This window comes from Microcystis sp. M049S2 (genome assembly GCF_020245625.1).
Lineage (GTDB): Bacteria > Cyanobacteriota > Cyanobacteriia > Cyanobacteriales > Microcystaceae > Microcystis > Microcystis ichthyoblabe_A.
Window position 1 is genome coordinate 29,284 of the sequence record NZ_JADBUN010000020.1, and the last position, 23,838, is coordinate 53,121.

Annotated in this window: 19 protein-coding genes, 1 tRNA gene and 1 pseudogene; 15 read left to right on the forward strand and 6 right to left on the reverse strand. The window is 41.8% G+C overall.

Features of this window, described 5'->3' with window-relative positions:
- The first annotated feature begins 26 nt into the window (after positions 1-26).
- The gene (locus tag IM496_RS01710) at positions 27-152 is read left to right on the forward strand and encodes a hypothetical protein (protein ID WP_002759643.1); all 126 of its coding nucleotides are present in this window, start codon (positions 27-29) and stop codon (positions 150-152) included.
- Between the two features lie 233 nt (positions 153-385).
- A complete protein-coding gene (locus tag IM496_RS01715) occupies positions 386-2,521 on the forward strand; it encodes a glycosyltransferase (protein ID WP_287661046.1) in 2,136 nt (711 codons plus the stop codon).
- A 233-nt stretch (positions 2,522-2,754) separates the two neighbouring features.
- Here IM496_RS01715 and IM496_RS01720 read toward each other — a convergent pair whose 3' ends face one another.
- Together IM496_RS01720 and IM496_RS22590 are read right to left on the reverse strand one after the other, a co-directional pair.
- Entirely contained in the window at positions 2,755-3,921 is a 1,167-nt protein-coding gene (locus IM496_RS01720) for a bluetail domain-containing putative surface protein (RefSeq protein WP_353737615.1), read from the reverse strand.
- Positions 3,922-3,973: 52 nt separating this feature from the next.
- Positions 3,974-4,246 (reverse strand): annotated as a pseudogene (locus IM496_RS22590) (hypothetical protein).
- A gap of 423 nt (positions 4,247-4,669) precedes the next feature.
- On the opposite strand from IM496_RS22590, the gene IM496_RS01730 reads away from it, so the two are divergent.
- Together IM496_RS01730 and IM496_RS01735 are read left to right on the forward strand one after the other, a co-directional pair.
- Entirely contained in the window at positions 4,670-5,635 is a 966-nt protein-coding gene (locus tag IM496_RS01730) for a M48 family metallopeptidase (protein ID WP_287661048.1), read from the forward strand.
- A gap of 247 nt (positions 5,636-5,882) precedes the next feature.
- A complete protein-coding gene (locus IM496_RS01735; protein ID WP_002780719.1) occupies positions 5,883-6,149 on the forward strand; it encodes a DUF6761 family protein in 267 nt (88 codons plus the stop codon).
- 81 nt (positions 6,150-6,230) lie between these two features.
- Here IM496_RS01735 and dacB read toward each other — a convergent pair whose 3' ends face one another.
- Positions 6,231-7,118, reverse strand: coding sequence for a D-alanyl-D-alanine carboxypeptidase/D-alanyl-D-alanine endopeptidase (dacB, locus tag IM496_RS01740; protein ID WP_287661059.1), 888 nt, complete (start codon positions 7,116-7,118; stop codon positions 6,231-6,233).
- 280 nt (positions 7,119-7,398) lie between these two features.
- On the opposite strand from dacB, the gene IM496_RS01745 reads away from it, so the two are divergent.
- Positions 7,399-8,349: an ABC transporter ATP-binding protein gene (locus IM496_RS01745; RefSeq protein ID WP_194015602.1), complete on the forward strand. Its 951-nt coding sequence runs from the start codon at positions 7,399-7,401 to the stop codon at positions 8,347-8,349.
- 48 nt (positions 8,350-8,397) lie between these two features.
- Here the strand turns inward: IM496_RS01745 and IM496_RS01750 are convergent, their stop codons facing one another.
- The gene (locus IM496_RS01750) at positions 8,398-9,030 is read right to left on the reverse strand and encodes a Uma2 family endonuclease (protein ID WP_103111737.1); all 633 of its coding nucleotides are present in this window, start codon (positions 9,028-9,030) and stop codon (positions 8,398-8,400) included.
- 179 nt (positions 9,031-9,209) lie between these two features.
- On the opposite strand from IM496_RS01750, the gene IM496_RS01755 reads away from it, so the two are divergent.
- The 7 genes from IM496_RS01755 (at position 9,210) to IM496_RS01785 (ending at position 16,885) form a co-directional block, all read left to right on the forward strand.
- Positions 9,210-11,201, forward strand: coding sequence for a DUF262 domain-containing protein (locus IM496_RS01755; RefSeq protein WP_103111738.1), 1,992 nt, complete (start codon positions 9,210-9,212; stop codon positions 11,199-11,201).
- A 131-nt stretch (positions 11,202-11,332) separates the two neighbouring features.
- Positions 11,333-12,526 (forward strand): lipase family protein, encoded by a 1,194-nt coding sequence (locus tag IM496_RS01760; protein ID WP_287661052.1) that lies wholly within the window; start codon positions 11,333-11,335, stop codon positions 12,524-12,526.
- A gap of 42 nt (positions 12,527-12,568) precedes the next feature.
- A complete protein-coding gene (locus IM496_RS01765; protein ID WP_194015594.1) occupies positions 12,569-13,339 on the forward strand; it encodes an HAD family hydrolase in 771 nt (256 codons plus the stop codon).
- Positions 13,340-13,473: 134 nt separating this feature from the next.
- A complete protein-coding gene (locus IM496_RS01770; RefSeq protein ID WP_194015592.1) occupies positions 13,474-14,061 on the forward strand; it encodes a Panacea domain-containing protein in 588 nt (195 codons plus the stop codon).
- Positions 14,033-14,410: a hypothetical protein gene (locus tag IM496_RS01775; RefSeq protein ID WP_002759689.1), complete on the forward strand. Its 378-nt coding sequence runs from the start codon at positions 14,033-14,035 to the stop codon at positions 14,408-14,410. The genes IM496_RS01770 and IM496_RS01775 overlap by 29 nt, the downstream gene beginning before the upstream one ends.
- 105 nt (positions 14,411-14,515) lie before the next feature.
- Complete coding sequence (gene trxB, locus IM496_RS01780) at positions 14,516-15,874, forward strand: thioredoxin-disulfide reductase (RefSeq protein WP_194015590.1); 1,359 nt, start codon at positions 14,516-14,518, stop codon at positions 15,872-15,874.
- 180 nt (positions 15,875-16,054) lie between these two features.
- Positions 16,055-16,885 (forward strand): metal ABC transporter permease, encoded by an 831-nt coding sequence (locus tag IM496_RS01785; protein WP_194014500.1) that lies wholly within the window; start codon positions 16,055-16,057, stop codon positions 16,883-16,885.
- Positions 16,886-17,131: 246 nt separating this feature from the next.
- Here the strand turns inward: IM496_RS01785 and IM496_RS01790 are convergent, their stop codons facing one another.
- Both IM496_RS01790 and surE read right to left on the reverse strand, forming a co-directional pair.
- A complete protein-coding gene (locus IM496_RS01790; RefSeq protein WP_104395295.1) occupies positions 17,132-17,713 on the reverse strand; it encodes a DUF3727 domain-containing protein in 582 nt (193 codons plus the stop codon).
- A 47-nt stretch (positions 17,714-17,760) separates the two neighbouring features.
- Positions 17,761-18,573 carry a 5'/3'-nucleotidase SurE gene (gene surE / locus IM496_RS01795; protein ID WP_104395294.1) on the reverse strand — a complete coding sequence of 271 codons (813 nt, stop codon included), beginning with the start codon at positions 18,571-18,573 and terminating at the stop codon, positions 17,761-17,763.
- A 57-nt stretch (positions 18,574-18,630) separates the two neighbouring features.
- Here surE and IM496_RS01800 point away from each other — a divergent pair.
- From IM496_RS01800 to IM496_RS01810, 3 genes are all read left to right on the forward strand, one after another.
- A tRNA-Arg gene (locus tag IM496_RS01800) sits at positions 18,631-18,703 on the forward strand.
- Between the two features lie 218 nt (positions 18,704-18,921).
- Entirely contained in the window at positions 18,922-20,286 is a 1,365-nt protein-coding gene (locus tag IM496_RS01805) for an NAD-dependent succinate-semialdehyde dehydrogenase (protein WP_194014498.1), read from the forward strand.
- 108 nt (positions 20,287-20,394) lie between these two features.
- On the forward strand, positions 20,395-23,724 hold the full coding sequence (locus tag IM496_RS01810; protein WP_287661056.1) for a helicase-related protein: 3,330 nt from the start codon (positions 20,395-20,397) through the stop codon (positions 23,722-23,724).
- The last annotated feature ends 114 nt before the right edge of the window (positions 23,725-23,838 follow it).

Genomic DNA, 23,838 nt, shown 5'->3' on the forward strand with positions numbered 1-23,838 from the left:
GTCTAGATATAGTTAGGAAAGAGAAAATGGCCAGACAACTTCAGATAACTCTCCCTGAAGATACCATGCAACTTCTTGATCGATGGTTGGCGAGTAGTGATTATCCTGAAAAAGAATATAATAATTTAATTAATGAAGCGATTAAATTATAAGTAGGGAGGCACAATTATTTGTAGGATGGGTTAGCGGTAGCGTAACCCATGCGGGCGTTGGGTTTCATGCTTCAACCCAACCTACGTTCATCTTATATTTAATTCCACCCATCTACTTATATTATGGAACCACAGAGAAACTACCTCAAGCAACAATTAAAGGAAGGAGCTATTGTTAGAGCAGAAAGAGATTTAAATTTAGCACAATATTGTTTTTCTCTAGAGGAAGAATTATGGTAATAATGATTATTTTTAAAGTTAAAAAACTGCTCAAAAAATTTGTCTTTAGTCTCCAGGAGGAAGGATGGAAACCAGCACTCAAAAAGACGAAACGAAAAATTATCAAAATTCTCACAGGAAAGAGTTCCTCTGAATTTGAAGAACAGGTGATCGAAAGTGCTAAATTAGCTGAACCCAGACCCCTAGAAATTGCCAGTAGTGACAATCCTTTAGTCTCGATTATTATTCCTGCTTATAACCAATTTGCCTACACCTTTAACTGTTTGGAATCCTTGTATGTTAACCTAAGTCCTGATTTAGCTTATGAAGTAATTATCGTTAATGATGCTTCTACTGATGACACCTTAGAACAATTAGCCACTTTAATTAAAGGAATTAAAGTATTAACTAATGCAGAAAACTCTGGTTTTATTCGTTCCTGTAATTATGGAGCTAGTCAAGCAAAAGGTCAATACCTATATTTTCTCAATAACGACACTCGTATTCTGGAAAATTGTCTAGAAAGTTTATTGAAATTAATCGTCAATAATCCCCAAGTTGGTGCGGTGGGTTCTAAGTTAATTTATGCTAATGGTAAACAACAAGAAGCGGGGGGAATTATCTGGAATTCTGCCGATGGTTGGAATTATGGACGCTTAGATAGTCCCGAGGAACCGGAATATAATTATGTGCGTCCCGTGGACTATTGTTCGGGGGCCAGTTTATTAGTTCCCACGGATTTATTTAAGCAATTAGGTGGTTTTTCTCAAGACTTTATCCCCGCATATTACGAAGATACAGACTTATGTTTTGCCCTCCGAGAATTGGGTTATCAAGTCCTCTATCAACCCCAATCTAACGTCATTCACTACGAAGGAATCACCTCGGGAACAGACCTTTCCAGTGGGATCAAACAATATCAAGTGATTAATCAAACTAAGTTTCGAGAAAAATGGTCAAAGGTATTAACTAAACACCTAGATAACGATCCTAATAATGTACCCAAAGCTGCTCGACGTTTACAAGGAAAACCGACAATTTTAGTCATTGATTCCTACGTGCCACTATACGATCGAGAATCCGGCTGTGTGCGTTTATTAAATATTCTTAAGCTACTGCTCAATTTAGGCTATTCAGTGATTTTCTTTCCCGATAATGGCTATCCTGAACAACCCTATACTTCCGTCCTGCAGCAGCTAGGAATTGAGGTTATTTATGGCACACCGCAAAGATATAATCTAGAAGAAAAATTAATCAAATATTTACCTCTGATAGATGGAGTTTGGTTGTGTCGTCCCGAATTGTGCGATAAGTATATGGATTTAATTCGCTTAAAAACAAAAGCACCAATTATTTATGATACAATTGACCTGCATTTTCTACGTTTAAAACGGCAAAAAGACTATCTCGATCCCAGTTATCAAAATACTAGCTGGAGTTGGGAAACCTATCAGAAATTAGAGTTAAACTATGCTAACCAAGCGGAAGCAACCGTGGTAGTAACGGAAGACGAAAAGCAGGTATTATCCTCTTTAGGAGTGAAAAATGTTTGGGTAATCCCCAATATTCATGAAGAAATTTCCCTGTCAGAAAAAGTTGCTTTTGACCAGCGATCGGGTTTAGTATTTATTGGTAGCTACAATCACCCTCCTAATATTGATGCAGTTAAGTGGTTATGTTTAGAGATTATGCCCTTAGTTTGGGCATCCCGTCCCGATATTACCGTTAATTTATTGGGAAGTAACCTCAAGGATGAAGTGAAGGAATTGGCCAGTGATAAAGTAGTTGTCACCGGTTATGTTCCCGAAGTAGAACCCTATTTCCAAAAGAGTCGTGTTTTTGTCGCTCCCCTGCGATTTGGTGCGGGAATGAAGGGTAAAATAGGTCAAAGTCTTTCCCTAGGATTACCGACTATTACCACAAAAATTGGTGCCGAAGGTATGGGATTAATTGACCACCAGGATGTTTTAATTGCCGATACTGCCGAGGAATTTGCCCAAGCAGTGATCGAACTCTATGATCATCGGGAATTGTGGCAAAAACTCGCTGATAATTCCCTAGAAACTATTAAGAGATATCAACCCGCTACCGTGCAAACTAACCTACAAGCTTTGTTATCAAATTTAGGAATTATTGCTAAGGATAGTTAATAAGAATACAGCAGTTATCTTAATGGTGAAGTACAAAGTTTTCGTTTTCGGGAGTCAGGATACAGTCTTCGGTCGTCGATACCAAATTAGGTCATACTTCATCTTTATTTGTGCTTCTTTTACTGTAGTAATTTTTAGACTTCTGCTAATTTTAATAACCTCTATAAAGCGTTCCCCGGTTTTACCTGGGAACGCTTTGTGCGAGATATTTCTCCTAACTCTTTCAATAATAATTAAGCAAAGAAACTACTTACTGGTGTAATATTTCCGAAACCGGGTAAAGTACCGCTAAATCCAGTGATATTAACTAATAAATCATTGGTCGATGACAATGCGGCAGTGCTATCATTGACCAATAGGTAAGTCCCAGCGATTGCGCCAGCGGTTACTTGCACTAATGCAGCACTATTGGCTCCTAAAGCTTGATTACCGGCCAATAATCCGTTTGCGTCAGTAAATACCTGAGTCGCTAAAGCCGTTCTGGTAGCAGCAATGCTATTAGCAGCGCGAGTAAAACTAAGTGGCGCACCCGTGGCGGCTCCATTGGAGAGTAATAAGTCGATTCTATCAGTACCGATGGCAAAATCGGTGATCTGATCGGGAAGAGTCAAATCAGATATGGTAGATTGTCCAAATTGAAAGACGAAGGTATCTGCATCTCCATTACCAGTTAAGGTGTCAACGCCCGAACCGCCATTCAAGGTATCATTACCGAGTCCGCCGCTGAGGCTGTCGTTATTTAAACCCCCATTAATACTGTCATTGCCACCGTTACCCGAAAGGATGTTAGCTTGGCCATCACCAGTAATCACGTCACTTTGATTAGTGCCAATAACATCATCAAAATTGGTTGCTGTAAAAGTTAATACGGGACCCCCCAATACCTGCAAATTGTTAGTCGCTGCGCCTAAATTGACATTAATAAACCCGGGAGATGCTGCACCGGAAGCATCAATTGTATTGTTGCTAAATCCGGCGTTGGCAATAATAGTTTCAACTTGGAACAGTTGGTCTGTGGCTCCACCGCCTTTGAGAATAGCTCCAGTCGGTAGCAGGGTAATGCTGCTGCCAAAACTGCTGTAATTGGCCACATCAGTCCCCGCACCACCATTAAAAAAATCACTGCCTAAACTGCCCACAAGGGTGTCGTTGCCAATTTCCCCTGAAATATAGTCATCGCCAATACCGCCGTCGAGGGAGTCATTACCATCACCACCATTGAGGACATCGTTACCGCCTAGTCCAAAGAGCCTGTCGTCGCCAGCGCCTCCCTCAATGATGTCTGCGAGAGCGTTACCTGTGAGCGTGTCATTGCCAGCCAAGCCCAGAATTTGCCAGTTATCCACAGTTGCTGCCGTGAAAGAGTTGAAGGCGAAGAAGTCGAAGTAGATTGAAGTCATATTACAAAAATTAATGTTGAAAACTGTTGACATGAAAATTGTAATACTTTTGTTAACATTTGTTAATTCTGTAACAAAACTTAACATTTAGCGATAGAAACACCCTATCTCGACGACTGGTGCATCTCACATTCATTGGCAAAAATACCGGCTCTTCTGGTTTCTGTGTGGAAACGAGGTCTATACTGATAGTTTCTTCCGCCGCTCGACGGCTCGACTGAGCGTTCCTGTTAGTGAGTGGATCGAGGGAGCCTCGCCGAACGTCAAAATAGTCAAAATAGTCAAAATAGTCAAAATAGTCCTAAAAGTCTTGCTCAGTAAGCATTTTACGATTCCATAAGCAAAAATTATCACACAAAGTCGAGAAAAGCCAAATACCGACAATCAGCAATTAATCAGTAACCTTTGTTCAATACATAAATACTAATAACACCAAATCCGTTTTTAATAGTGTGATTAACTCCCAAGTTATGAATTGTTTCTCCCCGCACCCCACTTCCCCCCGCAACGGCTCGACTGAGCTTCGCCGAACGTCCGAACGTCGCGCACGCAGTGACCACCCCACTATCCTATACTTTTTAAACAGGACTTAGTATAATATCATTTTTCAAAAGTAATGACAGACTTAGTTGATCATTTCAAAGCGCAATTGCTCTCGGAGAAGGGAATTGCGCTCTCAGATGTTAGTCACAATTATTGAAAATTGGTATAATTTAGGAGAAAATTTTGACTTTCTTATTCTATTAATATGCCAACTTATCCTGATATCTCCAGTCAAGCTTTTAAACATCCTCTAGATCAACAGGCTGAACAGGCATTAAGATCAGTTCCGGGGTTTGACTTATTAGCGAAAAGTTTTTCCGAATATCTCTATGAACGTCCCCAGCAAATTTTATTAATGGGCAATGATCTAAAAGTCGGCCCGCGTCAATACGCCACTTTATACGGCATCTATCGCCAATGTCTGCGGGATTTAGATATGTCCCCAGAACCGAATCTTTATGTCAGTCAAAACCCTTTAGCCAATGCCTATTCTTTGGGTTCAGAACATCCCTATATTGTCTTTAATACTGCCCTTTTAGACCTCTTAGATGAAGAAGAAATTCGAGTAATTCTTGCCCACGAATTAGGTCATTTAAAATGCGATCATAGTATTTTAATTCAAATGTCTTTTTGGGTGATGGGGGCGGCTAATTTACTTGGGGACATCACTTTAGGACTAGGAAAAGCCATTACTACCGGTCTAGTTTATGCCTTTTATGAATGGCGCAGAAAAGCCGAATTATCAGCAGACAGAGCCGCTTTATTAGTCACTGATGATTTAAATTTAGTCCTGAGAACTTTAATGAAATGTGCGGGAGGAAGCCAAAAATATCTGCATGAATGCAACTTAGAAGAATTTATTCGTCAAGGGGAAGCCTACCGACAATTAGACCAAGATAACTTAAACCAGATTTATAAATTTCTCATTTATAATGGCGGTAATGGTTCCTTTTTAACCCATCCTTTTTCCGTGGAAAGAGTCCAGTATCTACAGCAATGGTTTAACTCGGAATCCTATCGTCAAATTCGCCGGGGAAACTATGCCAAAACAGGGATAAAAAGCTCAATTAATGTTGATGCTAATGATAGCGAAAGCGAAAGATTGCAGCGACAAATAGCAGAACTACAAGCAGAAATTGAACGGGCAAAAAGACAAAGAAACCATGAATAATCTATACGAAGGCAAAAGGCAAAAGGCAAAAGGCAAAAGGCAAAAGGCAAAAGGCAAAAGGCAAAAGGCAGCTTTGTTCTCCCCACACCCCACACCCCACACCCTTTACTGATCACTGAAAATTCTCTTGTCTGTGTTTTGCCGATTTGGTGGGTACAATAGAGATAGGGGAAACCAAGAATAGCAATTCTCCCTAGGATTATCTATACAAACTTACCCCCACTCTCTCTTTTTTGTTCTACTGCCCATGCTCCAAGATACCCAATCCATTCGTTACTATCAAAGACTGACCGATGACATGGTGGATCTTTGGCACCGTGGCTCACGTTTTGATGAGATCCGGCTATATGTAGAAGGCTATTTAGCCTGTTTACGCCATTCTAATTCCATAGAACCCTATCTAATTCATCGTCTCGAAGAAGAAATATTTCGTTTTCTGCGAGATCCTTCTAATTTTGAATATCTCTCCCCCCAAACCCAAACCCAAACTGAGGCAGATTATGGCTATTATTAACCTTTACTCTTGCCTCATCTCCACAAGCAATTTAAATGCGCGGACAGCTGATCAGGACAATTGGGGATTTTTACGAGAGATTTACTGAGCTTGACAGGAACGAGATTCGGTCATCTGTAGAACAATAGTATCGATCGCTTTCACCAGGGCCTGTCCGGAAACCCGTTGATTATTAACGATAATGCTAAATAACATCGGTTCTTGGTTGGGGTTTTCTAGATAACCCGATAGGGCCCGCACACCGGTAAGAGTGCCGGTTTTAGCGTAAACTGTGCCAGTAGCGGCCGTCTGACGCATTCGGTTTCTCAGGGTGCCACTAATTCCCGCTACCGGTAAGGAAGCATAGAAAGTGTCTCGATTAGGAGAATAATACATCACCCGCAAAATTTCCACGATCGAGCGGGGAGTAGCGGTATTACGGCGGGATAATCCCGAACCATCGGCTAAACGAAAACCACTGGGATTGATGCCCAATTGTGCCAAGATGGCAGTAACATTTTTAGAACCGCCGATAAAGCGAAAAAGAGTGTCAGCGTAGAAATTATTACTTCTCTGATTAGTGATATTAACCCAATCGCGCAGGGATTTCTTCTGAATCGTCGTTTCCGGGTTCATCACTTGTAAAGCGGCAGCCGTGGTAAATAACTTTGTATTAGAAGCAGGGATAAAATAGCGATCGGCGTTATGACTATAAATAACTGTTTGGCGATCTATAGATTCGATTAATATACCCCACTGATTGGGAGCTTGACTGATAATTTTATCGATATTTGCCCCAATCAATTGAGTGCAGGTATTATCGATGTTATTGTTTTCCGGCGGGGGAACGTATAATTCGATGGATTCGTTCGACGAGGAAGGAGCGGGATAAACGGAGAGATTAACTTGAGCGATGCCAGGGTAGGCCAAGGCGATAGTGGCTACACTGGCCACTGTCAGGGAATTAAGGCAATTGAGGAGTTGTTTCATGCTGTGTTTGTGTAAGAGTCTGGTTTCCATAAGCGTTCGCCCTATTGTACCAGTTGCCGCTCAAGTGTCAAAGTTACCTGTCTAACAGATTTTAGCCGCTAATTCACACCAATGCCAGAGAAGAAAGCTGGCAATAGCCCGGAACTGCACTGATACCGCTTCTCAAGACCGGTGGGAATTTTTCTGGGTTCCAAAACCGGGCTATTTTGATACTGTTGACATTGCTGCTGACAATTGGGGAATAATAAAAGCAAAGTCTAGGAGAGATGATTCCAAAACAATGACGAATACCAGCCGTCAAACGGTGCTAGAGACGTTAAACTTACAAAAAACTTATCGGACGGGATTCTGGTTAAATAAGAAAATCGAATCCTTGAAAAACTGTACTTTAATTGTCCATGAGGGCGAAACCTTTGGATTATTAGGCCCGAACGGGGCCGGCAAAACCACGCTCTTAAAAACCCTTTTGGGGATTGTCCGACCCACTTCCGGACGGGCCTTGATTCTCGGTCAACCAATTGGCGATCGCTCGGTCAGACAACGCATCGGCTATCTTCCCGAAAATGCCTACTACTACGACTATCTTACCGGCTGGGAATTCCTACAATTAATCGGCGGCATTTTTAAGATCCCCTCTTTTCTGCAGAAAAAACGCATTCCTGAATTATTGGATTTAGTGGGATTAGACCGCAAAACTGCCCAGAAAAAACAATTGCGTCAGTATTCTAAGGGGATGATGCAACGGATCGGTATAGCTCAAGCATTAATCAATGATCCAGAATTAGTCTTTCTCGATGAACCGATGTCGGGACTGGACCCTATCGGTCGCTATCAGGTGCGAGAAATTATTCAATCCCTCAAACAAAGGGGGAAAACCATCTTTTTTAACTCTCATATTCTCTCCGATGTGGAACAAATTTGCGATCGCATTGCCCTGTTAGCTCGGGGAGAATTACTTTGTGTCGGTTCCCTCGACCAAATTCTCGGTCGTGCTGATGTCTATCAGGTGATTGTTCAAGGTGGTAGGGAGGAGCAACTACAGCAATGGCTCCTCGGTTTGCATTGGCGCGATAATTGTTGGCACGGACAATTACAGGGAGAACCCGATGCTTTTCTGGCTGCCCTGTCTAGTATAGATGCTCGCTTGATCAGTCTTAATTTAGCTCGTGCTTCCCTAGAAGAATTTTTTATCGACCAATTACGTCAGCGCGGTATTGCCTCTAGTCAATAGGCACTCTCAGAGCAAATCCGTTTTTAATAGTAGCCAAGAAACATCCTCTCAGATTTGGTCGGGATTAATGCCCAATTCCCGCAGTTTATTGGCTAATCTTTCCGCTCGTTGTTTTTCCTCGTTATAGCTGGTGAAAGCTTGTCCATCGGGATAAAAAAGCAACATTTCTGGTTCCCCCAACTGAAAACGAATACCTAAACGGGGACTAACCCAATTATCGAGAGTTTCCAGAATTTCTAGCTGATTTTCCCCTCTTATCCAACCACTGGCATCATTTTTATGGGGATCATAAAGATAATACTCCTCGACCCCATAACGGTCATAAAATAGCTGTTTTTTGGCCATTTCCGTGAGAGTGTTACCCGGAGAGAGGATTTCAAAAACCACCTGGGGACTAACGTTATTTTCTAGCCATTGTCGATAGGAACCTCTTTCCCCTTTTGGTCTTCCAAAAACCACCATGATATCCGGCGCTTGACGCAGTTTATTATCATTTTCCACGGGATACCAAAGTAAATCCCCCGCAACAAAGACATCAGACTGCTCGCGAAATAGCCAGTCTAAATTAGTTTTAATTGTTGTGATCCAACGAAATTGCAAGGTATTATCGGCCATAGGTTGACTATCGCTATCGGGGTAGATAATTTCAGTGACGTTAGTTTTATCTAGTTGTGAAACCATAAGACTAAGTTAAAAGTGAAAAATATAATTCTATAATAGCGGGCATTTGTATTATATAGCAATTCGTCGGCTGGGTTAGCAATGCGTAACCAACCGCCAGGATCCTAGACAGTGCCAAATTGCTGTGTTAGAGTGATAAATACTAGGAATAATCAGTCAATCTTCCTATACTAGCCCCTATGCAAGCATCGGTAGTTACTCTTCAAGAAATTATTCAAGGCAACACACAATATATAATTCCACTATTTCAGCGCACTTATAGTTGGAAAAAGAAAGATTGGGAAGATTTATGGGATGACATAAGCTATTTGTACGGTCAAGAAAACCCTCGTCCCCATTTTATGGGTTCGATAGTTAAAACTCAAGTTTCGCCTAACTCCGGCGTGGTCAATAAATATCTGCTAATTGATGGACAGCAACGTTTAACGACTATTTTTCTGCTCTTTGCTGCTTTGCGAGACGTAGCGAAAGACCAACAAGAACAGGATTTAAGCGCAGAAATTGACAAAACATTTCTTGTTAATCCCTTTAAAAAAGGTTCTGATTACTTTAAAATTCAACCTACTCAGTTAGACCTAGAATATTTTCAGTCTGTAATCCGTGGCAAAATCATCGACAAAGAAAATACCATATCCCAGTGTTATTTCTTTTTTAAAAGAAAGATTAATGAACAATCATATTCGTTAGCTAAACTAACAGAAGTTATCTGTAATCACTTATCTTTGGTCAATATAACTCTTGGTAATGACGACGATCCCTACCTAGTATTTGAAAGTTTGAACGCCACGGGGCAGCCTTTAACTGAGGCCGATTTAATTCGTAATCATTTATTTATGAACGTTCGTCAAGAGGAGCAACAGACACTATATGATAGATACTGGCTGCCGATGCAGGAAAAATTAGGAGATAATTTAACAGAATTTATCCGTCACTATTTGTCAAAAAGTGGGGCAGAAATTAGAAATAACGAAATTTATTCTGCCTTTAAAAATAAACTAGCTGATAATAATCCCGCTCTCTATATAGAGGACTTATATACATTTTCCATGTATTATGCCAAACTAATCACTCCCAAGCTGGAAAATAATTCTAGTATTCGTAAATATCTCGATTCTTTCCAAGGTCTAGAGGTCTCTACTATCTATCCATTTCTTTTAAATTGTTATGATGACTGGGGAAATAGCAAATTATCTGAAAAGGACTTTATAGAGGTTTTAAAAACCCTTGAAAACTTTCTTGTCCGTCGTTTTGTTTGTGGTATTCAGACCCGCGGACTTAATAAAACTTTTGCTTTACTATATTCCCAAGTTCAGAAAGATGCTGCTTTAAACTCTGAACCTTTTATTAAAAGATTAAAAATCTCTCTTCAAAAGAAAGACTACCCAAAAGATAATGATTTTAAAGAAAAGTTAATCACCATCAAACTATACGGAGGAAATCGCAGCGAAAAAGCGAAAATTATTCTCGGTGCGATCGAAGAATCTTTTGGTCATCGAGAAACTGTAGATTTAAGTGATTCTCGCCTGACTATTGAACATATTATGCCGCAAAAATTAAATGATAAGTGGAGGGATTATTTAGGAACAGATGCAGATATTACCCATCAACTTCTTGTGCATACTTTAGGTAATTTAACCCTGACGGCTTATAATGGAGAACTGGCGGATAAAGATTTTTCTCACAAGAAAGAAGAACTCCATAAAAGCCATCTCGAAATCAATAAATACTTTGATAGTATTAACTCATGGCAAAAAGAAGATATCGAACAACGTGCTGAATATTTGGCCGACCGTGTTATAAAAATTTGGAGTTATTTTGGCGATGATTCGCTGCCGGTCAATGAAACTGCATCTGTCAAGGATACAAAACCCAAAAAACTAATTATTCGTGGTAAACAACAAACAGTTAAAACTTGGAAAGATGTACTAATTTGTACTCTGAATACTCTCTACAATCTAGACCCTGAAAAGTTTCAAGAGATTGTGCTAGAGTTTCCTCGCTTTTTATCGAAAGATGATACAAAATTTCGCCGACCTCAAAAACTTGAAAATAATGTTTTTATAGTAGAAACTAATTTCTCGGCCAAAGATATCTACTATTTTTGTGTAAAAGTAGTAGAAACTATGGGATTATCCTCAGAGGATTGGTCAGTCGAGAGAGAACCTAAATAATCACTCCACCATCTCTTGACAAATAGGATAAATTGTGCATTACTATATCTCCCTCCATCCTGATATTTTTCTGAAGCTAGAAGGGTATAGTAAGAAAGATTCCGATCACCGCTTATTGAGATAAATCTATTATGCTGATTTACTTTATTCATGGAGTGGCCACAAGAGACGCTAGTTATGCCAATAAATTAATTAAACTAATTGAAGAAGAATGTAAACGCAAAAATCTGGCGATTCCCTACTGTTATGCAGGATTTTGGGGAAATGTTCTCAAAGGAACCGAAAAATTATGGCGAGATATAGACCAAGAATTACAGACACAAAAACAGAAAAATAGTAATTTTAACCCCGAGCAATCCTTTCGCTATCAAAACTTTAGAAAAGAGTATTTATCTTATTTTATCGGTGACGCATTTACCTATTTAGGAAGCGATCGAGGAAAACAAATTCGCCGCATTATTGCCGATCAATTAATCGATCTTATTCAAGCTTATCCCCGGGAAACCGAATTACATATAGTCGCCCATTCTTTGGGTACTGTAATCCTTTGGGATCTGTTATTTTCTGAGCGTTTTGACCCGAAGGATCCCGCTCATGAAATTCGTAATCTTATCGGTAAAGAACGGGGCAAACTTTCCCTATCTAGTGTAACAACAATGGGTTCACCGATCCCATTTTTAAATCTAACTCTAGGCATTGATGCTAATCAAATTGAAAAATTTATTACCCAGCATCAAGGCCAGCGTTTGCTCTGGAATAATCTGATCAATTCCTCCGATATTATCGCTTATCCAATTCGTCCTCTTTTTGATTCTATAACCGATGTATCCAAGATTTTAATGAGCGATTATTATCTAGAAGCGACTGGCAATATTTTTGATTCCGTAGAAATTGCTGCTGTTGTCTTAAATTCCCTTAATGCTCATACCTATTACCTAGCATCAGATAAAGTGGCTAAAAATATCGTAGAGACAATTTATTTTAATCAGCAGGATTATAATCATGGTCATAGTTACAGTAATAACACTTGTGTTGATCTTGCCATAGAAAGAATAGCTAAAATATCTGGGGTGACTAAAGATGTGGTAAAAATGAAACCTTTAAAAGAAAAAATATTACTAGAAGGTAAATTTAAAGATGCCAGTGGTTATATTTATTTAAGCTCAGATTTATATCGTGTGCATCATGTTTATATACAGGACAATCATCAAAATATTGTATATGCTGTATATGTAGGCTGGATTCATGTAGAGGGACTGAAAAATTCTGTCACCGAAATCATCAGACAGCTATGTTATATCAACGATGAAGCAAAGAATAGCTAATAGCTGCGCTATACTGCCATTATTGAGATTAAACCAGCATTTATGAATCAATTCCCCCGTATTCTAGCACTCGATTTTGATGGTGTTCTTTGTGATGGCATGATCGAGTATTTTCAGATTAGCAAACGCACCTATGAAACCCTTTGGCCGGAAACAATTCCCGAGGATTTTTTCCCGAGGTTTTCGCAACTTCGTCCAGTTATCGAAACCGGTTGGGAAATGCCTTTACTGTTGAGATCGCTCGTTCTCGATATTCCCGACGAGGAAGCTTTAAATAATTGGCCGTCAATTCGGCAAAATCTGCTAGAAAGGGAGAAAATAGCGAAAAAAGTTCTCTCAAATGCTCTCGATGGTCTTAGGGATCAATGGATTGAGTCGGATCTAGAGTCTTGGTTAGCCTTACATCAATTTTATCAACCCGCGATTGATCGCCTCGCCTCTCTTTTAGACTCGGATTTTTTAGTTTATATCATCACTACAAAAGAAAGTCGTTTTGTCAAGCAATTGTTACAAAAAGTAGCAATTAATTTTCCCGCAGCGAGATTAATTGGCAAGGAAATTAAACAGCCGAAATACCTGACTATTCAGCAAATACTGGCTGATTTACTGGAATCTCCCGCTAATTTGTGGTTTGTCGAGGATCGTCTCGATGCGTTGGAATTAGTGCAGCAACAAGCAGATTTAAACGATGTGGGCTTATATTTAGCCGATTGGGGATATAATACCGCCCAAATGCGCCAAAAAGTCGCTCAAGATACCCGTATTAAACTGTTATCCCTATCTCAATTTGCGGCAGACTTCACCCACTGGTAGAGTCAGTAACGACAAATATTAAAACTTCGTCCATTACCCGATGAGCATTGTTAAGCTTTCTTTATACACTTGTACTAATTGTCAATTTCTTCTACAATGGTCATAGGTCGATATTCCAAAAATTTTGTGGAGCTATGATTGACTGCCTGACTGTGGCTCGCTACTTTATTATCAGAGCTTACGAGGATGGTATAGACGCTGAAATGACTAATATGAAAGTCCAAAAGCTTTTATATTATGCACAGAGCTTGCATTTGGCCCTATACGATGAACCATTGTTTAAGGAGGAAATTCAAGCATGGCGTTACGGTCCGGTTTGTCCTGCTGCTTATAAGTTCTACAGTGATTTTGAGGCTAAACAATTACCAATTCCTCGCCAAGAATCCTTGTCTGGGCTGCCATCGGAGAAAAAAGAACTTTTAGAAGAAATTTGGCAATATTTCGGTAACTACCACGCCTATAGGTTGAGTGATATGACTCACGCAGAATTTCCCTGGAAAAAGGCTCGTAAAGGTCTGCTACCAGAAGAAAGTTCCACAGAGCCAATTCTCCTTGATGATATGAAAGCATTAGGTTATCAAAAGCTTGATTTGATAGAACAGGAACATCCGGCCTACAAAGCAGCCATGTCTGAAGTTTTGAAGGAGGCATTGGCGACGGAATCTTCTCATCGTATTGGGAAAGGAGAAGTGCATGACTGGCTCAATTCCTTTCTCGATTGAATCTTCTGACAACTTCGAGCGCTCTTTCAAAAAACTGGCAAAAGTTCACAAAAATAGCTTTGTTGAACTTATTACCAAAACTTTAGAGGATTTAATCGATGACCAATATCCCCATAACTCCCGCCAGGAACCTCTACCGGGGAAAATTCAGTTGCCGGAAGGCTGGACTTTTCACAAGCTCGATATCCGGGTTTCAAAAGGTGCTGCGGGGCAAATTAGATTAATGTATTTGGTGAGCGCGACTACCTACACAATTAAACTGGTTTGGATTTACAGCCATGAGCAGTTTGTCAAACGTCCTGCTGATGCCGATTTAAAAGCTATTATCCGAGATATTCTGGATTTTTAGGCAGAAATCTACTTCTTGCTGGGTTAGGACGCATATGACACAGATAACCAGTAACTGATTCTGTTATAATAAAAAGCGTAGTCGTTATGAGTTGCATTTACGGTTATGACTGTCGAGAATTTAGTCGTTATTGGTTCGGGACCGGCGGGATATACGGCGGCGATTTATGCGGCGCGTGCGAACTTAAAACCCTTGATGTTTGAGGGTTTCCAAGCGGGAGGCATTCCGGGGGGACAATTGATGACCACCACAGAAGTAGAAAATTTCCCCGGTTTTCCCGAAGGAATCACCGGTCCGAAGCTGATGGAAAGAATGAAGGAACAGGCCGAAAGATGGGGGACCCAATGCTATACCGAAGATGTTATCTCGGTGGATTTAAGTCAGCGTCCTTTTACCATTCGTTCCACGGACCGGGAAGTTAAGGCCAATAGTATTATTATCGCCACGGGAGCCACTGCCAAACGCTTAGGATTACCCAGCGAGGCCCAATTCTGGAGTAACGGCATTTCCGCTTGTGCTATCTGTGACGGTGCTACACCGATATTTAGAGAGGAAAACCTCGCTGTGATTGGTGGCGGTGACTCCGCAGCCGAAGAAGCCGTATATTTGACTAAATACGGCTCTCACGTCCATTTATTGATACGCGGGGAAGCGATGCGTGCCTCGAAAGCAATGCAGGACCGGGTGTTAAATAATCCGAAAGTTACCGTTCATTTTCACACCCAGGCGGTGGATGTGTTCGGTACAGACAGTAAAATGGCAGGACTACGCATTAAAAACTCGCAAACGGGAGAAATCAGGGAATTAGCCGTTAGAGGTTTATTTTATGCCGTCGGTCACACTCCCAATACTTCCCTATTCCAAGGACAACTAGAATTAGACGAGGTGGGTTATGTGAAAGTCAAACCGGGGACTGTTGCTACCAGCGTCGAGGGGGTTTTTGCCGCAGGAGACGTACAGGACCACGAATACCGTCAGGCAATTACTGCCGCAGGTACGGGGTGTATGGCGGCGTTATTGGCAGAAAGATGGTTATCGGAGCATAATTTAATCCAAGAATACCGTCAATCAGCCACTTCTGAACATTACGAGACGAAAACCGTTAGCGAAACCCCGGCCGATACGGAGGAGACTTTTGATATTCACAAAACCCGTCACGTTGGGGGTTATGCTTTGCGGAAATTATTCCACGACGGCGATCGCTTGTTAATGGTAAAATATGTTTCTCCCACCTGTGGCCCCTGTAAAACCCTGAAACCGATTTTAGATAAAGTGGTCGATGAGTACGATGGCAAAATTTATTTTGTGGAAATTGACATCGAAGCTGACCCGGAAATTGCCAAAATGGGTCAAGTAACTGGGACTCCCACGGTACAATTCTTTAAGGACCGGGAATTAGTCAAGGAAATGCGCGGAGTCAAACAAAAAAGCGATTTTCGTCAAGTAATTGAGAGTTATCAATAATCAGTTATCAGTTATCAGTTATCAGTTATCAGTTATCAGATGTGAGTTTTGAGTTTACTGTTTACTGAAAAAGCTCCCCACACCCCACACCCCATACCCCACACCCCACACCCCACAACCCACTTCCCCACTTCCCCACTCCCCAACACCCCACACCCCACACCCCATACCCCACACCCCATGCTAGAGGCTTTACAATTTGATTTTATGCGCCATGCGATTGCCGCAGGAATATTAGTTAGTATTGCCTGTGGGATTGTGGGTACTTTGGTAGTAGTTAATCGCGTGGTTTTTATCAGTGGGGGAATCGCTCACGCTGCCTATGGAGGGATAGGAATCGGTTATTTTTTTGGGATTAATCCCCTCGTGGGAGCGATATTTTTTACCTTTTTTTCGGCTTTAGGCATGGGATTTTTACAGCGTCGCATCCGGGAGAGAGCCGATACTTTAATCGGGGTGATGTGGGCGATTGGTATGGCGATTGGGGTAATTTTTATTGATTTAACCCCCGGTTATAAAGCTGATTTAATGAGTTATCTTTTTGGTAGTATTTTAACTGTACCGAGGGATGATTTATGGATAATGGCGGCCATAGATATATTAATTATAGCCTTAGTTAGTATCTTTTATAAGGAGTTGTTAGCCATATCTTTTGATGAAACCTTCGCGATTATTCGTAATATTCCCGTGGAGATAATTTATTTGGGTTTAATGGGAATAACCGCTTTAACTATTGTGGCAGTAATGCAGGTAGTAGGATTAATTATGGTAATTGCTTTGTTAACTATTCCTGCGGCTATCAGTGGACAATTTGTTAAAAATATGAAGGGAATGATGATCCTAGCGATTATTTTAGGAGTTGTCTTTACTTTAGTTGGTTTATGGTTATCCTATAGTTTAAATCTCACCTCGGGGGCGACAATTATTTTAGTGGCAGGATTGGGTTATTTAATCAGTCTTGCTTGGAAACCTTTCATCCTCACTATCACCAGAAAAATAGCTAATCTTTAAAGCTCTCCCCTAGTTGTGGTGATATAGCATTTATCTTAATAGTGAGGTATGAGGTTTTTATTTTGGGGAGACAGGAGCCGGTCGTTAATACCAAGTTAGGTTATACTTCATATTTATGATAAACGCCGTAATTTAAAGAAAAAATACCAAATCCGTGTTAATCGCAATGATGATGAAATCGCGAAAGATATACTGTGACTAGATTTATCGATAATTTTGCTCGGCGGATTTGGTAAAATCATGTGATTAATCGAGTTCATCAAACAAAAGTTCCTCTAGAATCGGTCCCATACCGTCATCATCGGGGGAAACTAATTCAACCTTCCCTTCCCCATCACCGACGCCTAAGAATAACAAAGGAGCAAGGGGACTGTAAATCGAGTATTTTTGGTCTTCGGAAAAGAAACTGGCGAGAAATTGCAATTCTTCCGGCTCTGATGACGAGGAGGGTTCATCGCTATCGATTTCCAAACTGAGAACATTATCTTCTTCTAGGGGCGGTAATTCACCACTAACAGTCAAGGTGTGGGCAGTGGGTTTGAGCAATAGGTCTAATTCTGCTAAAACTGCCTTAGCATCGGCAAAAACCCGCTCGATTTCCTCGCTATCTTCGATTAAGAAGGCATCAGATTCTTCTTCCTCCGATTCCTCATCCCAAGCTAGAATCATCACCGGGGTATCCACGGGGACAAGAAGCATATAGGTAAGGTCATCGGTTTCATAGGCATTCTCAATATAACAGTCTAGCGATCGACCTTGCTCATCCCAGAGGGTTATGACATCCGCTTCTTCGAGTTCGTTTTCTTGAAAATTAAATTGAGGGGACATAGGCTCTCAAACGCTAATGATTGAATCAGAATATCATGAGATGCTCCTCAATCAAGCCAAGAATTCCGGTGCAAATGTTGAAAACCCTGTACATCAGTTAAATTGTATTGTAGGGGCGTGATGGTGATAAAATTCTCGCCAATAGCGCGCACATCCGTAGGCACTTCCGGGGGTAAATGGCTGTAGTCCGGTTGTTCGATATCTTCCACCACTTCCCCAATTAACCAATAATAACTTTTACCCCTGGGGTCGAGTCTTTTCTCGAAGGTTTCCTCGTAGCGTCGCAATCCCTGCCTAGTGATTTTCACTCCCTTGATTTCGGCACTACTAACCGGAGGGACGTTGACATTGAGTAAAGTGGGAACAGGAAAAGGGTTAAGGGTAACTTTCCTGACTAAGGTGAGGGCAAAATCGGCAGCCGGTTGGAAATCACAAGCTTTAAAACTAGCCAGACTAACAGCAATACTGGGAATACCTTCGATTAATCCCTCCATGGCTGCGGAAACCGTGCCAGAATAGAGGATATCAGTACCGAGATTAGACCCGTGGTTAATGCCAGCTAAAACTAAATCGGGAGGCTCTTTGAGGACGGCACTAAGGGCAAATTTTACCGAATCGGCGGGAGTTCCCGAGCAGGACCAGGCAATCACATCGGGATGAAAAATTCCCTCCACCTGTTCGGCCCGGATGGGATGGTGTAAGGTTAAGCCATGACCAGTAGCAGAGCGCTCGCCGTCGGGACAAACTACGGTGACTTGATAACCCGCAGTAGCGAGGGTGTTGGCAAGGGTGCGGACTCCTAGCGCAGAAATGCCGTCATCGTTACTGATAAGTAGTTTTAAAGAGCGATCGCTAGTCATGGGAAATTTCTGCTCTACTGCGCCGGCTAGTGGTATAATGTAATAGTATTTTATCGTGGGTACGTAGCTCAGAGGATAGAGCACCAGGTTCCGGTCCTGGGTGTCGGGGGTTCGACTCCCTCCGTACTCGTTCAGTGATCAGTGATCAGATGTGATGCTAAATCCGCTGAGTATAGGCTGCTTATGAGGAGAGGCACTAATCCAAAAGGGGGAATAAATAATCAGTTTTTAATAACCAGATTTAGTATGATTACTGTCTCCTAATCCCGATCGCCAAATTGGTGTGAGCAGCGGGACAACCGGAGAACTAAACTAGAGATATAGCCCTCGATAGGAGACAATTGGGATATGGGTATCGCTTCAGTTAACCCTGCCACAGGAGAAATTCTCAAGACTTTTACCCCTCTAACCTCGGAGGAATTGGCGGCGAAATTGGCCCTAGCTGAGGCAACTTTTCAGCAGTATCGCCGCACCGCCATCAGTCAACGGGGACAGTGGTTACGGCAAGCGGCGGATATTTTGGAACGGGATCAAGTGGTATTGGCTAAAACCATGACTTTAGAAATGGGAAAACCAATCAAATCAGCGATCGCAGAAGTCCTCAAATGTGCCTTGGTTTGTCGTTTTTATGCCGATAATGCCGCCGGTTATCTGGAAGATGTGCCGATTACCACCGATGCTAGTCGCAGTTTTGTCCGTTATCAACCTTTAGGGGTCATTTTAGCGGTTATGCCCTGGAATTTCCCCCTATGGCAAGTATTTCGCTTTGCTGCCCCCGCTTTAATGGCGGGAAATGTCGGCCTACTCAAACACGCTTCTAATGTCCCCCAATCAGCTTTAGCGGTGGAAAGAATTTTATTAGAAGCTGGTTTTCCTGATGGCACTTTTCAAACTCTTTTGATCGGGGCCGATCGCGTTAGTGATTTAATTAACGATGAACGGGTAAAAGCCGCCACTTTAACCGGTAGTGAACCGGCGGGGATGAGTTTAGCAGCCGCCGCAGGAAAACAGATCAAAAAGGTGGTTTTGGAGTTGGGAGGTAGTGATCCTTTTATCGTTTTAGATAGTGCCGATATCGAGGCGGCAGCGGCTACGGCAGTGACGGCAAGATTGTTAAATAATGGTCAGACTTGTATCGCCGCTAAACGGTTTATTGTTATGGAAACTGTCGCCGATCAATTTGAACAGTTATTAGTGGCTAAATTTCAAGGTTTAAAAGTTGGTGATCCCCTCGATGAAACTGTTGATATTGGTCCTTTGGCCACGGTATCGATCGTCTCGGAAATTGCCGCTCAAGTGGAAAAAACCGTCGCTATGGGTGGTAAAGTCCTTGTGGGGGGTCAACGTTTAGAAGGGAAAGGTAACTTCTATCTACCGACGATTTTAACCGATATTCCCGCCGGTTCTCCGGGGGAAAAAGAGGAATTTTTTGGACCGGTGGCTTTACTATTTCGAGTCAAAAATATCGAGGAAGCGATCGCTTTAGCTAATGATAGTCCCTTTGGTTTGGGTTCTAGTGCTTGGACGAATAACCCCGCAGAAATTGAGCGTTTAATTACCGAAATTGAGGCCGGTTGTGTGTTTATTAACGGTATGGTTAAATCCGATCCTCGTTTACCCTTTGGGGGGATTAAACGTTCCGGTTTTGGTCGCGAATTAAGTGTGGAAGGTATTCGCGAATTTGTCAACGTTAAAACGGTTTGGATTAAGTAAATCAGTAGGGTGGGTTAGCAACGCGTAACCCACCACCATAACCAAAATCACTCACCATAATTATCGCTAGTTTACACTATCGAAGATCGCACCCTACGGATTAAAAATATGCCGCGTATTATTGATAATATTGAGTCCCATTTATTGCCAATTTTACGCGAAAGTTTATTAGTGGCCCAACGCGCTGATTTTTGCGTGGGTTATTTTAATTTGCGCGGTTGGCAGTCCATTGATACCTATATTGATCACTTTCTCGGGGGTGATTTGTCCTGTTGTCGTCTGCTGATTGGTATGCAGCAAGCACCCCAGGAATTACTACAGCAATCCCTGTCTTTATTGAAGCGCTCAAATGATATAGATAAGGCTACTTGCGCTCGTTTAAGAAAACAAATTGTTCAGGATTTTTGCCAACAATTAACTTGGGGGAATCCTAGCAATCGAGATCAGGCAGCTTTGCAACGTTTGGGAAAACAAATTCAATCGGGTAAGTTAGTAATTCGCTTATTTTTGGGCTATCATCTCCATGCTAAATTATACCTTATTCATCGACAGGATGTCAATAACCCAACGGTGGGATTTTTGGGTAGTAGTAATCTAACTTTTGCGGGATTACAACAGCAGGGAGAATTAAATATTGATGTCCTTGACCACGATGCTTGTGCCAAATTACAAAAGTGGTTTAATGATCGTTGGTTCGATGCTTGGTGTTGGGATATATCCGAGGATATTGTCAAGGTGATTAACGAAAGTTGGGCCAGGGAAAGTCTTATTCCCCCCTATCATATCTATTTAAAAATAGCCTACCATCTTTCCTTTGAAGCGAGAGCCGGTTTAGCAGAATACAAAATTCCCCGACAGTTTAACCAAGACTTGCTAGATTTTCAGAAATCGGCCATTAAAATTGCCGCTCGTTATGTGCAAAGACGCGGTGGGGTACTAATTGGCGACGTGGTGGGGTTAGGAAAAACGCGCATCGCTTCCATTCTAGCATATATTTTGCAGGAAGACTACGATTTAGAAATCTTAATTATTTGTCCGAAAAATCTCCTAACCATGTGGGAGGATTACAGCTATAAATACAAATTAAGAGCGAAAATTATCCCCTTAAGTCAGGTTATGCAGGAATTACCCAATCTGCGGCGCTATCGGGTAGTAATTATCGATGAAAGTCATAACCTGCGTAATCGGGAGGGTAAACGTTATCGGGTGATACAGGAGTACATTAACACCAATGAAAGTCGCTGTATTCTCTTGACTGCGACTCCCTACAATAAAAACTATCTTGACCTGTCCAATCAACTGCGTTTATTCATTCAAGAGGATACTAATCTCGGAATTCGTCCCGAAAGACTACTAGAATCTCTGGGAGGAGAAATCGAATTTAATCGCAGATACCAATCTGCGGTTAAGTCCCTAGCAGCCTTTGAAAAAAGTGACTCTCCTGACGACTGGAGAGACTTAATGCGTCTCTATATGATTAGACGGACTCGCGGTTTTATTAAAAATAATTATGCTACAGAAGACGAACAGGGTCGTCGGTATCTAAAATTTGCTGATGGGTCGAGGGTTTATCTTCCCCAACGACAACTAAAGACAATCAAGTTTGACCTACAAGACTCGGTTTATGCGCGTTTATATTCGGAAGCAGTGGTGATAACTCTCAACGGATTGAAGTTACCCCGTTACGGATTGGGAAATTATCTAATTAAAGGATGCAAAGGGACAGGAGAGGAAGAAACCATCTTAAAAAGTCTATCCCGTGCGGGTAAAAGATTAATGGGTTTTTGTCGGACGAATTTATTTAAACGTTTGGAGAGTGGAGGGTATGCTTTCCTGCAATCCCTTGACCGTCATATTCTCCGTAACTATATTTTCCTTCATGCCATGGCCAATAATTTCCCCCTTCCCATCGGGAGTCAGGATCCAGCTTTGTTAGACACTCGTTATCTGGATGAGGATTTAGTCACTCAGGGAGAAGATGAAAGTATAGAAACCGAGGAGACTGGGGGGATAACCGGGTTAGAAAAAGAGTATCAAAAAAGAGCCGAACAAGTGTATCAAAAGTATAGCGGTGATTATCGCAAGCGCTTTCAGTGGATTAACCCCGAGGTGTTTAAACCCGCATTGAAAAAAGACCTAAAATCCGATGCCTTGGCTTTAATAGCATTGTTGCAAACCTGTGGGACTTGGCAGCCGGAGACCGACGAAAAGCTAGAGAAGTTATGGCAGCTGTTAGAGGAGAATCATCCCAGAGAAAAGGTGTTAATTTTTAGCCAATTTGCCGATACAGTCAGTTATTTAGTCACTCAGTTGCAAAATCGGGGAGTGGATAAGATTGCGGGAGTGACGGGAAACTCTGCTAATCCTGCGGAAATGGTCCATCGTTTTAGTCCCCGCAGTAATTCTCAGCAAGTGGGGGAAGAAATACGAGTCCTAGTCGCGACGGATATCCTTAGCGAAGGGTTAAATTTACAGGATTGTGCCATTATCGTTAATTATGACCTACCCTGGGCAATTATTCGCCTGATTCAACGGGCCGGAAGGGTAGATAGAATCGGTCAAAAAGCAAGTCAGATTCTCTGTTATTCCTTTTTACCTGCGGAGGGAGTGGAGAGAATTATTAAACTGCGGACGAGACTATCTCAAAGACTGCGAGAGAATGCGGACGTGGTGGGGACCGATGAGGTATTTTTTGAGGAGGAGATGGATAACCAGACTTTATTGGATCTGTATCATGAAAAATCTGAGGTTATCGATGAGGAGGAGGATCAAGAAGTGGATTTAACCTCGGAAGCGTATCAAATTTGGAAAAATGCGATCGAAGTTGACCCTAGTTTAAAACATACCATAGAGGATCTGCCGCCGGTGGTTTATTCTACCCGTTGCCATAGTGGGACAGCAACCCATCCAGAGGGAGTCATGGTTTATCTAAAAACTGCTGGGGGGAATGATGCTTTAGCATGGATTGATAAGCAGGGAAATAGTGTGACTCAATCCCAATTAACTATTTTACGGTCCGCTGCCTGTCATCCCCAAACCCCGGCCATTCCCCCCCATCCCCAACACCATCAGTTAGTACAAAAAGGTACAGAATTAATCGCGGAGGAGGAAAACAACTCCGGATCTAAATTGGGACGATTGACGGGAGCAAAATTTAAGACCTACGAGCGCTTAAAAAGGTATTCTCAAGATAGTAAGGATGATCTATTTGCTCATGAGGATTTATGCAAGGCTCTCGACCAATTCTATCATTATCCCCTTAGACAGTCGGCTCTCGATCGCTTAAATCGTTGTTTAAGAACCGGCATCAGTGACCAACAATTGGCAGATTTACTGGTATCTTTATATCAAGATGACCGTCTCTGTATTGTTCACCCACAAGAATCCACCCAAGAACCTCAGATTATTTGTTCCCTGGGTCTATTTCAACCTTCTTAAGTCCCCCTTATCAAGGGGGATTTAGGGGTATCTAACCAATTCAAGTCCCCCTTATCAAGGGGGATTTAGGGGTATCTAACCAATTCAAGTCCCCCTTATCAAGGGGGATTTAGG